The following is a 14490-nucleotide window of genomic DNA, read 5'->3' as shown; positions in this document are numbered from 1 at the left end:
AATGTCTAGACAGACTACCAAAGAAACATTTAAAAGATTTCTTATTACATTAACAAACCCTAAATCACCATTTGCAGAGCAATATCGTACAGTTCGTACTAATATACAATTTTCTTCAATTGATAAAAAAGTAAAGTCGATCTTAGTAACATCTTCGGAACCATCTGAAGGAAAAACAACGACGATTGCAAATCTAGCTGTTACGTATGCTCAGCAAGGGAAAAGAGTTCTATTAGTCGATGCTGATTTGCGTAAACCGCAGTTGCATTCTGATTTTAAGTTAGAGAACTTTAAAGGATTAACAACTGCTATTGCACAAGAAAAGCCATTAAAAGACTTTATACAAAAATCTCAAATTGAAAATCTATCAATTTTAACTTCTGGTCCAATTCCACCAAATCCATCGGAATTATTATCTTCAGAGAAAATGAAGAACTTGATTGAACAAATGTACGAACAATATGACATGGTTCTTTTTGATGCGCCTCCATTGTTAGCAGTGACAGATGCTCAAATTATTTCACAAGTTTGTGATGGAACGATATTAGTTGTACGTAGAGGATATACTTCAAAAGAAAAGATTAAAAAAGCCAAAGAGTTATTAACACTAGTAAACTCTAATATTCTAGGTGTAGTGCTTAATCGAGCGGAATTGGATAAAGACGGTTATTACGATTATTATGGTAACGAAAAATGATTGATCTACACTGTCATATTTTACCAGGTCTAGATGACGGTCCAATTACAATGGAAGATAGTATTAATATGGCCCGAGCTGCAGTGGACAATGGTATTCATACAATTGTTGCATCACCCCATCATCAGAATGGACGTTACAATACAGACAGAAAAAAGATATTAGAAAAAGTAGAAGAATTAAATAATGTATTAGAACAAAGAGCTATCCCTTTAACTATTTTACCAGGGCAAGAAGTAAGACTGTACGGAGAATTAATTCAAGACTTTGAACTTGGCCAAATTGTATCAATTAATGATGGAAGACGCTATTTATTATGCGAGCTTCCATCATCTCATATACCGCATTTTACAAATAGGTTGTTTTATGAGATTCAGGCAAATCAAATTACCCCGATTATTGTACATCCTGAACGAAATAAAGTTCTTATAAATGAACCAGACATTCTATTTGAATTTGTTCAAAAAGGTATATTAACTCAAATAACTGCTTCATCTTTAACAGGTAATTTCGGTAAAAAAATTCAGAAGTTTGCTTTTAAATGTATTGAGGCAAATTGGGTACAAGTTATTGCATCAGATGCACATAACACAAAAAATCGGAATTTTGAGTTAATAGAGGCGTATGAGATTATTCGAGAAAAATTTGGAATTGAAACTGAGTTCCTAATGAGAGAGAATGCACAATCTATTGTGAATGGTGACATTCTTTATTCAGAACAACCTCTCAAATTAAAACTAAATATTTTTAGTCGTTTACTAAGTATTTAAGAAACGATTGGTGATATCTCCTTACCGTTACCAATGGAGGTACTCGACTATATTGTGGTAGATGATTAAATTGATTAGATTACCGTAAATCTAAATGCAAATAGCCCTCTTGAAAGTACTCAAACTTAATCGGCTAAACACATTTCAGAAAAGTAATTACAAGTTTTTAAAATCATCTGCTTAGACGCCAGTCGTCAGAGGTATAGTGTGAGGAGGGGTTAGATGCCCTAAATTTTATTAAAATAGAGTTTCTTTTTGTGTATTTATTCACATGAATGTAGAAGTAGAAACTTTATTATTTTGGGGAAAGAAAGCGATGGAGGGATTTAGAAAATGAAGAAAGTAAGAAAAGCAATCATACCGGCAGCGGGATTAGGAACACGTTTTTTACCTGCAACAAAGGCAATGCCGAAAGAAATGCTACCAATCGTAGATAAGCCAACAATTCAATACATTGTTGAAGAAGCAATTGCCTCAGGAATTGAAGACATTATTATCGTAACAGGTAAAGGGAAACGTGCAATTGAAGATCATTTTGATTTTTCATTTGAACTAGAACACAATTTATTAGAAAAAGAAAAATATGCGTTATTAGAACAAGTAAAAGCTCCTTCTAATATTGACATTCATTACATACGACAAAAAGAACCAAAAGGATTAGGACATGCAGTATGGTGCGCACGTAATTTTATCGGTAACGAACCATTTGCGGTACTGCTAGGTGATGATATTGTTGAAGCAGAAACGCCAGGCTTAAAGCAGTTGATCGATCAATATGATAATACATATTCTTCAATTATTGGTGTACAAACTGTACCAGAAGAAGAAACAAATCGATATGGGATTGTTGAACCGCTTATGCAAGAAGGTAGAAGATACGAAGTAAAAAACTTCGTTGAAAAACCAGCACTAGGTACTGCTCCATCTAATTTAGCAATCATGGGTCGTTATGTTTTTACGCCTGAAATTTTTAAGTTTTTAGAAGAACAAAATATTGGTGCAGGTGGAGAAATTCAATTGACGGATGCTATTCAAAAATTAAATTCAATTCAGCGAGTGTTTGCATATGACTTTGAAGGAAAGCGTCATGATGTGGGTGAAAAATTAGGGTTTATTAAAACGACGATTGAGTTCGCTTTAAAACATGAAGATTTAAGAGATGATTTATTGAAGTATTTACATGACATGTTAACAGTAAATATAAAATAAGGGGATGGATGAGCAGATTGAAAGCAATGAGATTTGAACAATCAGAATATGCTTCACTACCACTCTTATCGAAGGAAACTGTTGAAAAAAATTGGATATATTTATTTACTAAGCGCTTAATGGATTTATTAGGCGCTTTTTTGGGTCTATTAGTATTATTACCAGTCTTTATTGTAGTAGCAATTTTTATTAAATTAGAAGATCCAAAAGGTCCAATTTTCTTTTATCAAACTAGAGTCGGTAAAGATGGAAAAGAATTTAAAATGTACAAATTCCGTTCAATGGTAACTGATGCAGAAGAACGACTGAAAGAGCTTATACAATATAATGAAGTTTCAGGTGCGATGTTTAAAATGAAGGATGATCCAAGGATTACGAGGATTGGTAAGTTTATTCGAAAAACGTCAATTGATGAGTTACCGCAATTCTTTAATGTTTTATTAGGTGATATGTCACTTGTGGGACCAAGACCACCTCTTCCTAGAGAAGTAGCGGATTATACAGATTTTGATAAACAGAGATTACTAGTTACGCCTGGATGTACAGGGCTTTGGCAGGTTAGTGCACGTAATAGTGTTGGATTTGATGAGATGGTTCAATTAGATTTAATGTATATAAGTAATCGGTCAATTATTTTTGATATTCAAATCATTTTAAAAACAGTTGGAGTATTGTTAGGATCGAAAAATGCATTTTAATAAAATAAATCATCTACATCGAATGTTTATGGTTGTAGAAGAGTTTTGAAAAATTATTAATGATGTTAAAGGAGATAAGTAAATGGATGAAAAATTAGTTTCTATAATTTTGCCGACTCATAATTCCGAAAATTATATTCAATTAACAGTAAATTCGATTTTAAATCAAGTGTATCAAAACTTTGAATTAATTGTTATTGATGATTGCTCAACTGATAACACGGTAAAAATTATAGAGAAATATATATCTATGGATAATAGAATTACTCTAATTAAACTAGAAAAAAACTTGGGGGCTGCCAAAGCGAGGAACATTGGTTTAGAAAAAAGTACAGGTAGATATATAGCCTACATAGATGCTGATGATTTATGGGAACCAAATAAGTTAGAAACTCAAATAGATTTTATGAGAAATAATAATATTGGATTTTGCTTTACCTCATATTATGTAATTAATAGCATTGGTGAAAAATTAAAGATAATTAAAATGCCTAATACTATTAACTATAACAGGTACTTAAAAAATACTATAATTCAAACATGCACAGTAATGGTTGATACTACATTAGTGGAAAAAAGTAACTTAGTAATGCCCGACTTAAGAAGGGGTCAAGATGCGGCTACATGGCTAAAAATATTAAAAAGCAATGTTTTAGGTTATGGAATGGAGAAAGTTTTAGCCTCATATAGAAGGACTCCAGGTTCACTTTCAAGTAACAAATTTAAAGCTATTAGACGTACTTGGTTTATATATCGAAATATTGAAAAACTAGGGATTATTAAAAGTACAATTTGTTTTATTTCATATGCATTTAATGCATTGAGAAAAAGAATTTATATTAATTCTGTAAAATATTAATTATATTAAAAAAATTTTGAAATTATAGCAACCACTGAGGTGAAGTTTTATGAGAAATATAATGTTTTTAGGGAGCATCTCCTTAAAGAGAAATAGACTTGATGGTGTCACAGTAAAAAGTAGAACACTATTAAAATGGCTACAAAGTAATAATTATATTGTAAATGTGATTGATACGGATAATTGGACTAAAAATATTATTTATATATTATTTAAATTTTTCATATCTATCTTTAGAAGTGACTTTATTATACTTAGCTCCGCAGATAGGGGAGCTTATTATGCATTAAAGTTGTTAAATTTATTAAAGATAAAGAAGCCTATCTACTACTTAGTAGCAGGAGGGAGATTAGGTGAGAGAATAATAAAAAACGAGTATAATTATGAAACCTATAAAAAGTGTACAAGAATCTATGTTGAATCAAAATTAATGTATGATCAGATAAAAGAATATAATTTAAATGTTAAAGTTTTAAATAATTTTAGAGAAATACCAAGTATAAGTTCGAAAAAAATCGAGAATGATATAATAAAATTTATATATTTTGGTAGAATAATACCGGAAAAAGGGATTACAGATGCGTTAGTTGTTATGAATAACTTAAGGGAAAAAGGATATAACTTAAAATTTGATTTATATGGTCAAGTTAAGAGTGAATATCTATCACAGATTAAGAAATATTTAAATAATGATATTAAATATAAAGGAGAATATGCTCCGGATGGTATATCAGAATATAATATTTATTCACAATATGATGTGCTAGTATTTCCTACTAAGTATCCTGGTGAATGTTTACCTGGAACACTTATAGAAGCTTATATAGCGGGTTTAACAATTTTAGCATCTGAGTGGAAATATGCTAAAGAATATATTGAACATGAAAAAGTAGGATATTTATTTAATTACAATGATATTAGTGAATTTGAAAAAGTGGCAGAAAAGTTAATTAATGAGAAAGAAAAAATTAAAGATTTTAAAGAAAATTCTAAAAAATATTCTAGTAAATTTGATGTAAATACTGTTCTTAATGAATTACATCAAGATATTATATAAGTGAGGAAAGATATGCCGAAAGTAACGGTTTTTATGCCAGTTTATAATACTGAAAAATATTTAGAAAAAAGCATTAGAAGTATCTTAAATCAAACTTTTAAAGATTTTGAGTTATTAATTATAGATGATGGATCAACTGATAAGAGTAAAGAGATTATCAATAAATTCAAAGACACTAGAATTAGACTTATTGAGAATGAAGTTAATAAAGGGTTACCATATACAAGAAATTTAGGCTTAAGATTGGCTAAGGGTTTATATTTTGCAATAATGGATTCTGATGATATTGCTAGAAAAGATAGACTAAAAGAACAGGTGAGTATTTTAGATAAAAAAAATGATATCGGAGTAGTTACTAGTAATGAAAGAGTAATTTATAAAACTTTTCCTATAAAAGTAGTAAAAAGGAAGCAAAAAAGCGATTTTCTTAAATTACTGTTATTGTTTGAAAATTGTATTGGCAATACTACTGTAATGTTTAGAAAAAATATATTAGATGAAATAATATATCAAAAAGATTTTTTTGTTTGTCAAGATTATAAGTTTTGGGTCGATCTAAGTAGTAAAACGAAATTTACAAGTATTAATAAAAGTTTAATGTCTTATAGAACAGGTCATGAAAACATTACAAAAAAATCAAAAAAAAATAAAGAAAAAGAACGGAATGCCCTTTTACTAAAAATTAGACAAGATGCATTTGAATTAAATAAAATATCTATTTCAGATATTGAACTAAATAAATTAAATGATTTTTTAAATAAGAAGGATAAAAGTTTAGAGAAATTCCAAAAAATTGAATGTGTTTTTAATAGAATTACAAATCATAATAAAGAAAATAATGATTTGATTGCAGTAATAAAATATGTATTATCACAAGAATTAAAAATATGTAATGGAAGTATATTACAGAAGAAAAAAATAATGTCAAATTTGGAGAAGAATTTACCTATTTCTTTTAATTTTATTGACGATATTCAATTATTATATCGAAATTTTTATAATATATTTCGAAATCTAATTAATTAGGTGTTAAATGTATAAAAAAGAGAATAAATTTTTTAGTTCATTAAATGGAATACAACTATTATTAACTCTGTTGTTAATGTCAATATTTTTAATTCCACAACAGATAAGAGAAGGTATATTAGGTGGGAAAATAGGTGGGTTAAACTACATAGCGACATTAATTTTGTTTCTTATCTTATTTAGATATATAAGAATGTTTGATTTGAAATATGTAGTATTTTTGTATATCTTCAATATTTACTTATTAATAAGTCTATTGTTTTTTGAGAATAAATTGATGGAAATTATAATTGTATTATTATCATTTTCACTTCCGCTAATTATAATAGGGTTAAAAATTAGAGATACTAGCTTAAAAGTAATATTTAGAATTTTTTTATCTTATTTTAATATTATTATATTAATTATTACCATTTTAGGTATTATTGATTTTTTAACCAATTATAAAATACTTTTATCAATTTCAAAAATCCTGCCAGCAAGAATTGAAGAATTGATTAATCTGCAGAAAAGTACTTCATTATATAGATTATTTTCAATATATGGTCATCCATTATTTAATTCACAACTCTATTTAATGTACTTGATTTTAAATTATATTGGGACTGTTTATTTTGAGTTTCGCACAAAAAAATATTTCTTTTATATTTTGACGACCATTGGTATTGCTTTAACTGCTAGTAAAACAGGGCTAATATTATTAATTATAGCTTTACTAGGCTTCTCATCGAGAAAAAAATGGATAAGAAATTATTTTATATTAGGGTTAATGACTTTAATTGTTTGGATTAGTGGAATATTCAACTCAACCATTCTAAGGTTAACTAGTGGTAATTTAACAACTGGTCGAGAAGACATGTGGTCGAAAGTTGAACAATATAATATGTTTCCAATTAAAATTTTTACCGGATATGGAAGATCTTTTGCGTTAGAATATAATAATTATATTGCTAAAGCATCAGCTGCATTTGAATACCCATATAGAATGTTTGCTTTAGAAATGGGAATCTTTTTCACAATTATTTTATATTGTTTTATATTTGTTTACCCAGTTCTTTTATTAATAAAAAGAAAACATTATAATCTTTTATTCTGTTATTTAATTATTTTTATTGACGTGAACACATATAATGGGCTTTCATCAAGAGGAGATTATATGTTAATTTTTTCTGTATTTACCTTTTTAATTTTAAACGTATCATTGCATAAAAAATGAATACTTTTAAGGAAATTAATATATTTGAAGAATGAAAGTGTAGCTATCGTTACACTTTTTTATTTTTACCCATTAAAACTAAATCTAAAGAGGGTAGAAAATATTGTGTTAACTTGAAAGTATAAATATTACAATGTAATATTTCGAAAGATAAATAAATGTTTTGGGGTAATATATGAATAGTAAAAACCTTTTTAATAAATTTACTGAATTTGCTTTAGGAAGTGGGATAGTACTATTATTAGGATTTATTTCATCACCTTTAAATACAAGGTTATTTTCTCCTTCAGAATTCGGGAAGTTTTCCATGTTCCTACTTTGTTCGAATTTTATTAATTCTTTTATACTTTTGGGTGTTGACCAATCTTTTATGAGATTTTTTCATGAAGAAGAAGTAAAGAATAGAAGCAAGTTGTTGTATAAGACTTTAAAATTGCCTCTAATTTTATGCAGTATTATTTCAATTCTAATCATCGTGTTTAAAACCTATTTTTTAAAATTTATGTATAACATAAGTTATGCTAATAATGAATTAATATCTTTATTTGTTATTAACAACTTTGCCATGATTTTTAACAGATATGCGTTACTTTTATTAAGAATGCAACAAAAAGGTAAACTATTCTCTTTGTTAAACATCTTTCAAAAACTGTGTAATATATTGATTTTATTACTACTTTTTTTACTATATGATAATAAATTTATTGTATTAATCTATGCATTTGTAATAACAAATATTATGGTTTCAATCATAGGAATAATATTAGAAAAAAAATTATGGAAGTTTAATAATAAAGGGAAGAGAATTAATACTTCTATGAAAGAATTGTTAAATTATGGAATTCCTTTATTGTTTACTTTTTTAATTACATGGATTTTTCAGTCATTTGATAGATTATTTATTAAACATTTTTATGGATATAAGGAGCTTGGAATATATTCAGCGGCATTTTCTATAATTGCATTGTTAGTATCTTTTCAAAGTACATTTACAACATTTTGGACGCCAGTAGCATTTCAACGTTTTAATGAAAATAAGAATGATAAACATTTTTTCGAAAAAATTAATCAAATCATTACAATTATAATGTTCATAATTGGCCTAATATTAATTACATCTAAAGATTTGATTATATTGTTACTAGGTTCAAAATATAGAGCAGCTAGCGATATTATTCCGTTTTTATTATTAATGCCAATTATGACAACTATTTCTGAGACAACCGTGATTGGAATAAATTTTTATAAAAAAACTATTTACCATATATACATTGCATTAATAGTAGCTATAGTAAGTATAATCGGAAACTATACTTTGGTTCCTAGATTCGGTATTGTTGGATCTGCATTTTCAACTAGTGTGACATACATTGTTTTTTTTATATTTAGAACATATTTTTCCGGAAAATTATTTAGGGTGAATTTTCACTTGAAAAAACTTTTTATCATTACATTAATGTATTATGGGTATGCATTCTATGCGTTAAATTATAAATTTAATTATTTATATATAGCTATTTTATTAATCAATCTAACTATCATAAATATTCTTTATAAAGATATAACCTTTTTCATATATAGAAAAATTAGTATGCAGTTAAAGACGATGAAAAATAAATATTATAGATCTATCTAAGTGGAGAGACGAATGCGAATTTTATTTATTGTAAAAATTGATGAGAATTGGAAGACAGGACTATTTACTGCTACACATGAAAGAATTAAAAATATATTTCCACTAATTGACCCTGCGAGTGAAGTATATTGTATTAAATATTTTGATGGTTGGTTTATAAAACTTATAAAATATTTTTTTAGAAAGAATGTGATAATGAAAGGGGAAGAAAGTTTTACCTTTGAAAATATTAAATATAAAAATATTTATTATAAGAATACATTAACTTTAAAAATATTTAATTTATTAGGAATAGATTCATATAGAAATTATTTTTTATTTAAACAACAAAGATGCTCATATTACAAATTTGATTTAGTCAGCTCTCACTGGGCTGTTGAACCAGCATCATTGGCTTATTATGTGTATAAGAAAACTAATAAATCATATACAATAACTTCACATGGAAGTGACATTCATACCCTTCCTAATAAATCTAAAAAGTTAAGAAATATTATTAAAAGGAATCTACTTTATTCTAAATGTAATATATTCGTTAGTAGGGCTCTCAAAAAAGATGCTGAACAATTCATAATTAAAGATAAAAAAAATATCTCGATTCCAAATGGGATAGATTTCAATAAGTTTAAAATGCTTGAGAAATTAGACATTATTAATAAGTCAGATTTCAAGAGAAAAGTAGTAGGGTATGTTGGGAATTTTTTAGAAGTTAAAAGGGTAGATGCATTACCTGATATAATATATAGAATACAGAAAGAGTATGGTAATGAAATTATATTTATATTAATTGGTGATGGAAAGTTAAAAAAGGATATAGAAAAAAAATGTTTAAGTCTGGGATTGAATGTGATATTTACAGGTAAACTACCACCTAATGAAGTAGTAGAGTATTATAATGCTATGGATGTATTAATGTTACCAAGTAGAAAAGAAGGATTAGGTTGTGTAGCTATCGAAGCACAGGCTTGTGGTGTTCCTGTAGTTGGAAGTAGTAACGGTGGCATACCTGAGGCTTTAAGATATAAGGAATTAATAGTAAAAGAAAGTAATGATTTTAATAATGAATTTTCAGATAAAGTATTAAAAGTATTAGATTGCGAATATAAAATTTCTAAATTAGAATTGATTAACTTTGTTCATAAAAACTTTGAAAAAAGTTTAATAACTAGTAAAGAACTTGATGTTTATAATAATTTATTAAATATTAATGGATAATATATTTGATTGAAATACAAAAATATAACTTTTCAAAATTTCATTATTTTTATAAGAATAATAGATTTAATAATCTATTATTTTTTTTTATTTAATTGTTTAATTTAGAAAAGATTTTAGTTTACTTAAAGAGGAGTTAAATAATGAATATTACAATTGCGGGAACAGGGTATGTTGGATTAGTTACGGGTGTGTGTCTTGCCGAAGTAGGAAATAAAGTAATTTGTTTAGATAGTGATGAGAAAAAAATAAGTAGATTAAAAAATGGGTTTTCTCCAATATATGAAGAGGGATTAGAGTCCTTAATGAAATCGAATTATAAAGAAGGAAAATTGTTTTTTACTTCTGATTATAAATTTGCATTTAAAAATGCTGATATAATTATGATTGCTGTTGGTACTCCAGAAAGAACTGATGGTTCTGCCAACTTAGATTATGTAAAAATAGTAGCTAAACAAATAGCAGAAAATATTGAAAAAGATACTTTAATAGTTATTAAGTCCACCGTACCTGTTGGAACAAATGATTATATTGAGAATTATATTAAGAAATATCTTGTTAATGACGTACATATTGAAGTTGCTTCAAATCCAGAATTTTTATCACAAGGATCTGCAGTAAAAGATACTTTAAACGCTTCAAGAATAGTCATAGGAGTGGAAAGTGAATGGGCACAAAGAAGGTTAGAAAGTATATATTTACCTTTTAATCAACCGATTATTGTTACAAAAAGAAGTAGTGCAGAGATGATAAAATATGCTTCTAATGATTTCTTAGCCTTAAAAATTTCATTTATGAATGATATTGCAAATTTATGCGAAATTGTTGGTGCGGATGTTGACGAAGTTTCTTTAGGTATGAGTTACGATGACAGAATAGGTAGTAAGTTTCTTAAAGCAGGATTAGGGTATGGGGGATCATGTTTTCCAAAAGATACAAAGGCACTTCATTGGCTAGCAAGTGATCATGACTATGAATTAAAAACTGTTAAAGCAGCAATAGAAGTTAATGAAAACCAAAAAATGAGGTTAATAAAAAAAGCCCGTAACCTTGTTGAAAATTTTGAAGGTATGAAAATTGCAATATTAGGATTAACATTTAAACCTGGTACGGATGATATGCGTGAAGCTCCTTCAATACCAAATATAAATTATCTTTTAGAGCGTGGTGCATCTGTAATAGCATATGATCCTGTTGGTATTGATAACGCGAAAAAAATATTTGGAAATAAAATAAATTATACTACTAATATTACTGAAGCGTTAGCTGATGTTGAGATGTGTTTTATCATGACTGAATGGGAAGAAGTATTAAATTTAGAAATAAATAAGTATTTAAAGCTAATGAAAAATCCAATTGTATTGGATGGTAGAAATTGTTATTCACCAGTAGAAATGCAAACTGAAGGAATAGAATATTATTCAATTGGTAGATGAAAATTTTACAATTTTAACGTATGTAAAGATATAGGAGAAAAATATGCTTAAAAAAATTCTAGTAAAAGTAATAAATACACTAATTTTGCGTAGAAGTTTTTTAGAACAGCTTAAGCAAAGAGGTTTAAAAGCTGGAAATAACGTTAGCATTTATAATACTAAAATAGATTATTCACATTGCTTTTTAATTGAAATAGGAAACGATGTGACAATAACGAATAGTACCCTTTTAGCCCATGACGCTTCTACTCAGATATATTTACGAAAGAGTAGAGTGGGGAAAATCATTATTGGCGATAGAGTATTTATTGGTTGGGGAAGTATTATCCTGCCCAATGTAGTAATTGGTAATGATGTAATTGTAGCATCTGGATCCATTGTCACTAAGGATATACCTTCAAATACTATAGTAGCAGGCGTACCGGCAAAAGTAATTGGAAAAACTTCTGATTATATTGAAAAAAATAGAGAACTTTTGAAAAGTGCTCCAAATTATGATACTTATTGGAAGAAAAAGAGCAAGGAAGAAATTAATCTGATGATAAATGAATTAAATGGTAAAATTGGTTTCGATGAATAAATTGATACTAACTTATATAACTATTGCACAGGTGAATCTTTAATGAGGAGCATGTGCTTTTTTTGTAATTTATATGCAATTGATAAAATAATTGAATCCGAAAGTTTCGAGCTTTTATTAACCAGTAATAACCATAAATTTGTGGGGAATTTATTTAAATAGAAGAAAAATCTAAAAAGGTAATTAGAGTGGCGTGAAACCGACATAATAATCCAAATGGAAATAAGAAATAGTAATTGTAAGGAAAAAAAATTTCAAATAATACTTATCGAGTTTATTTTTATTGATTAAGTGAAAGGTAAAATGTATATGAATTATAAAAGTCATTTCAAAAAATGGTACACCCACCCCACTCTAGACAATGAACAAAAATCATTACTAGAACAAATGAAATCAAATGAAAAACTAATAGAAGACAGCTTCTACAAAAACCTAGAATTCGGAACAGGCGGAATGCGAGGCGAACTAGGTGCAGGAACAAATCGCCTAAACATATACACAGTAAGAAAAGCCTCAGAAGGACTAGCTCGTTTCATTGAAAAACAAGGTGAAGAAGCAAAACGTCAAGGTGTAGTAATCGCTTACGATTCTCGTCACAAGTCTCCTGAATTTGCAATGGAAGCTGCAACGACTCTTGGTGCACATGGTATTAAAACATATGTATTCGAAAGTTTACGTCCAACTCCAGTTTTATCATTTGCCGTTCGTTATTTAGGTTCATTCAGTGGGATCGTACTAACGGCAAGTCACAATCCACCTGAATACAACGGATACAAAGTATACGGTCCTGATGGTGGCCAATTACCTCCTGCAGAAGCAGATGAATTAACTAGTTTCGTTGATCAGGTTGAAGATGAATTAACAGTCGAAGTTGCTTCAAAGGATGCATTATTATCTAATGGTTTACTAGAAATGATTGGCGAAAAAGTAGACTCTGCATATTTAGAAGAGTTAAAGTCAGTCGTTGTAAATGCTGATATAGTTGAAAACTATGCTAAAGACTTAAATATTGTCTTCTCACCATTGCACGGAACTGCCAATATTCCTGTTCGTAATGGATTTAGTATGTTGGGCTACACGAATGTAACTGTAGTAAAAGAGCAGGAGCTTCCAGATCCAAACTTTACAACTGTAAAATCTCCGAATCCGGAAGAACATGCGGCATTCGAATTAAGTATTCAGTATGGTGAGCAAGTAAATGCGGATTTATTAATTACAACTGATCCAGACGCAGACCGTTTAGGCGTTGCTGTTCGTAACTCTGAAGGTGAGTTCACGATTTTAACAGGTAACCAAACGGGTGCGTTAATGATTGAGTATTTATTATCTCAAAAGAAATCACTTGGTACTTTACCCGAAAATGGTGTAGTTTTAAAAACAATCGTTACTTCTGAAATTGGGAGAGTGATTGCTCAAAATTATGGTATTGATACAATTGATACACTGACTGGTTTTAAATTTATCGGTGAGAAAATTAAAGAATATGAACAAACAGGTGAATACGAATTCCAATTTGGTTATGAAGAAAGCTACGGCTATTTGGTCCGTGGATTTGTACGTGATAAGGATGCTGTTCAATCTGTTATGTTAGCTTGTGAAGTAGCAGCTTATTATAAGTCTCAAGGTAAAACATTATATGATGGTTTACTAGAAATCTTTGAAAAGTATGGTTACTTTAAGGAAGATTTAGTGTCTATGACATTGAAGGGGAAAGATGGGGCAGAGCAAATTCAACAAATGATGAATGAATTTCGTGTGAATCCTCCAAAAGAGATTGCTAGTATTGAAGTAGCTGTAATTGAAGACTATAAGGAAAGTACGAAAACAACGGTAATAGATGGTACGGCTGCTGAAATTAATCTACCAAAATCAAATGTATTAAAATACATTTTATCAGATGAATCATGGTGTGCATTAAGACCATCGGGTACCGAGCCAAAGATTAAATTCTATTTTGGTGTTAAAGGAAATTCTTTAGAAAATAGCAGTGAAAAATTAGAAGCAATTAAGAGGGATTTATTAAGTCGCTTTGATCAGTAAGTGAATAAATTTAAATTTATTAAAAGCACGACCTTTTTTTAGAGGTCGTGT

Annotated in this window: 13 protein-coding genes; all 13 read left to right on the top strand. The window is 28.4% G+C overall.

Features of this window, described 5'->3' with window-relative positions:
• Position 1: 1 nt before the first annotated feature.
• The 13 genes from CN601_RS03885 (at position 2) to CN601_RS03825 (ending at position 14439) form a co-directional block, all read left to right on the top strand.
• Positions 2-697: a CpsD/CapB family tyrosine-protein kinase gene (locus CN601_RS03885; RefSeq protein ID WP_098170136.1), complete on the top strand. Its 696-nt coding sequence runs from the start codon at positions 2-4 to the stop codon at positions 695-697.
• Positions 694-1467: a tyrosine-protein phosphatase gene (locus tag CN601_RS03880; RefSeq protein WP_098170135.1), complete on the top strand. Its 774-nt coding sequence runs from the start codon at positions 694-696 to the stop codon at positions 1465-1467. The genes CN601_RS03885 and CN601_RS03880 overlap by 4 nt, the downstream gene beginning before the upstream one ends.
• A 333-nt stretch (positions 1468-1800) precedes the next feature.
• Positions 1801-2676: a UTP--glucose-1-phosphate uridylyltransferase GalU gene (galU, locus tag CN601_RS03875; protein ID WP_098170134.1), complete on the top strand. Its 876-nt coding sequence runs from the start codon at positions 1801-1803 to the stop codon at positions 2674-2676.
• Between the two features lie 8 nt (positions 2677-2684).
• Positions 2685-3374: a sugar transferase gene (locus tag CN601_RS03870; protein WP_257131601.1), complete on the top strand. Its 690-nt coding sequence runs from the start codon at positions 2685-2687 to the stop codon at positions 3372-3374.
• Positions 3375-3456: 82 nt separating this feature from the next.
• Positions 3457-4233: a glycosyltransferase family 2 protein gene (locus tag CN601_RS03865; RefSeq protein ID WP_098170133.1), complete on the top strand. Its 777-nt coding sequence runs from the start codon at positions 3457-3459 to the stop codon at positions 4231-4233.
• Positions 4234-4282: 49 nt separating this feature from the next.
• Positions 4283-5290, top strand: a complete 1008-nt coding sequence (locus CN601_RS03860) for a glycosyltransferase (RefSeq protein ID WP_098170132.1) — start codon at positions 4283-4285, stop codon at positions 5288-5290.
• A gap of 12 nt (positions 5291-5302) precedes the next feature.
• Entirely contained in the window at positions 5303-6316 is a 1014-nt protein-coding gene (locus tag CN601_RS03855) for a glycosyltransferase family 2 protein (protein ID WP_098170131.1), read from the top strand.
• 7 nt (positions 6317-6323) lie between these two features.
• Positions 6324-7532: a hypothetical protein gene (locus CN601_RS03850; protein WP_098170130.1), complete on the top strand. Its 1209-nt coding sequence runs from the start codon at positions 6324-6326 to the stop codon at positions 7530-7532.
• A 175-nt stretch (positions 7533-7707) separates the two neighbouring features.
• Complete coding sequence (locus CN601_RS03845) at positions 7708-9168, top strand: lipopolysaccharide biosynthesis protein (RefSeq protein ID WP_098170129.1); 1461 nt, start codon at positions 7708-7710, stop codon at positions 9166-9168.
• 12 nt (positions 9169-9180) lie between these two features.
• Positions 9181-10383, top strand: coding sequence for a glycosyltransferase (locus CN601_RS03840; protein ID WP_098170128.1), 1203 nt, complete (start codon positions 9181-9183; stop codon positions 10381-10383).
• A gap of 140 nt (positions 10384-10523) precedes the next feature.
• Positions 10524-11819 carry a UDP-glucose dehydrogenase family protein gene (locus CN601_RS03835; RefSeq protein ID WP_306659815.1) on the top strand — a complete coding sequence of 432 codons (1296 nt, stop codon included), beginning with the start codon at positions 10524-10526 and terminating at the stop codon, positions 11817-11819.
• 43 nt (positions 11820-11862) lie between these two features.
• Entirely contained in the window at positions 11863-12399 is a 537-nt protein-coding gene (locus CN601_RS03830) for an acyltransferase (protein WP_098170126.1), read from the top strand.
• A gap of 309 nt (positions 12400-12708) precedes the next feature.
• On the top strand, positions 12709-14439 hold the full coding sequence (locus CN601_RS03825; protein WP_098170213.1) for a phospho-sugar mutase: 1731 nt from the start codon (positions 12709-12711) through the stop codon (positions 14437-14439).
• The last annotated feature ends 51 nt before the right edge of the window (positions 14440-14490 follow it).

The sequence above is a fragment of the Bacillus sp. AFS017336 genome, from assembly GCF_002555445.1.
GTDB lineage: Bacteria > Bacillota > Bacilli > Bacillales > Bacillaceae_G > Gottfriedia.
Note: the sequence above shows the minus strand (reverse complement) of the source record. Positions and strands in the feature narration are given on the sequence as shown.

Excerpts from the sequence above, each read along its gene's own strand:
- CN601_RS03885 (WP_098170136.1), top strand. The coding sequence starts at position 2 with ATGTCTAGACAGACTACCAAAGAAACATTTAAAAGATTTCTTATTACA.
- CN601_RS03880 (WP_098170135.1), top strand. The coding sequence starts at position 694 with ATGATTGATCTACACTGTCATATTTTACCAGGTCTAGATGACGGTCCA.
- galU (WP_098170134.1), top strand. The coding sequence starts at position 1,801 with ATGAAGAAAGTAAGAAAAGCAATCATACCGGCAGCGGGATTAGGAACA.
- CN601_RS03870 (WP_257131601.1), top strand. The coding sequence starts at position 2,685 with ATGAGCAGATTGAAAGCAATGAGATTTGAACAATCAGAATATGCTTCA.
- CN601_RS03865 (WP_098170133.1), top strand. The coding sequence starts at position 3,457 with ATGGATGAAAAATTAGTTTCTATAATTTTGCCGACTCATAATTCCGAA.
- CN601_RS03860 (WP_098170132.1), top strand. The coding sequence starts at position 4,283 with ATGAGAAATATAATGTTTTTAGGGAGCATCTCCTTAAAGAGAAATAGA.
- CN601_RS03855 (WP_098170131.1), top strand. The coding sequence starts at position 5,303 with ATGCCGAAAGTAACGGTTTTTATGCCAGTTTATAATACTGAAAAATAT.
- CN601_RS03850 (WP_098170130.1), top strand. The coding sequence starts at position 6,324 with ATGTATAAAAAAGAGAATAAATTTTTTAGTTCATTAAATGGAATACAA.
- CN601_RS03845 (WP_098170129.1), top strand. The coding sequence starts at position 7,708 with ATGAATAGTAAAAACCTTTTTAATAAATTTACTGAATTTGCTTTAGGA.
- CN601_RS03840 (WP_098170128.1), top strand. The coding sequence starts at position 9,181 with ATGCGAATTTTATTTATTGTAAAAATTGATGAGAATTGGAAGACAGGA.
- CN601_RS03830 (WP_098170126.1), top strand. The coding sequence starts at position 11,863 with ATGCTTAAAAAAATTCTAGTAAAAGTAATAAATACACTAATTTTGCGT.
- CN601_RS03825 (WP_098170213.1), top strand. The coding sequence starts at position 12,709 with ATGAATTATAAAAGTCATTTCAAAAAATGGTACACCCACCCCACTCTA.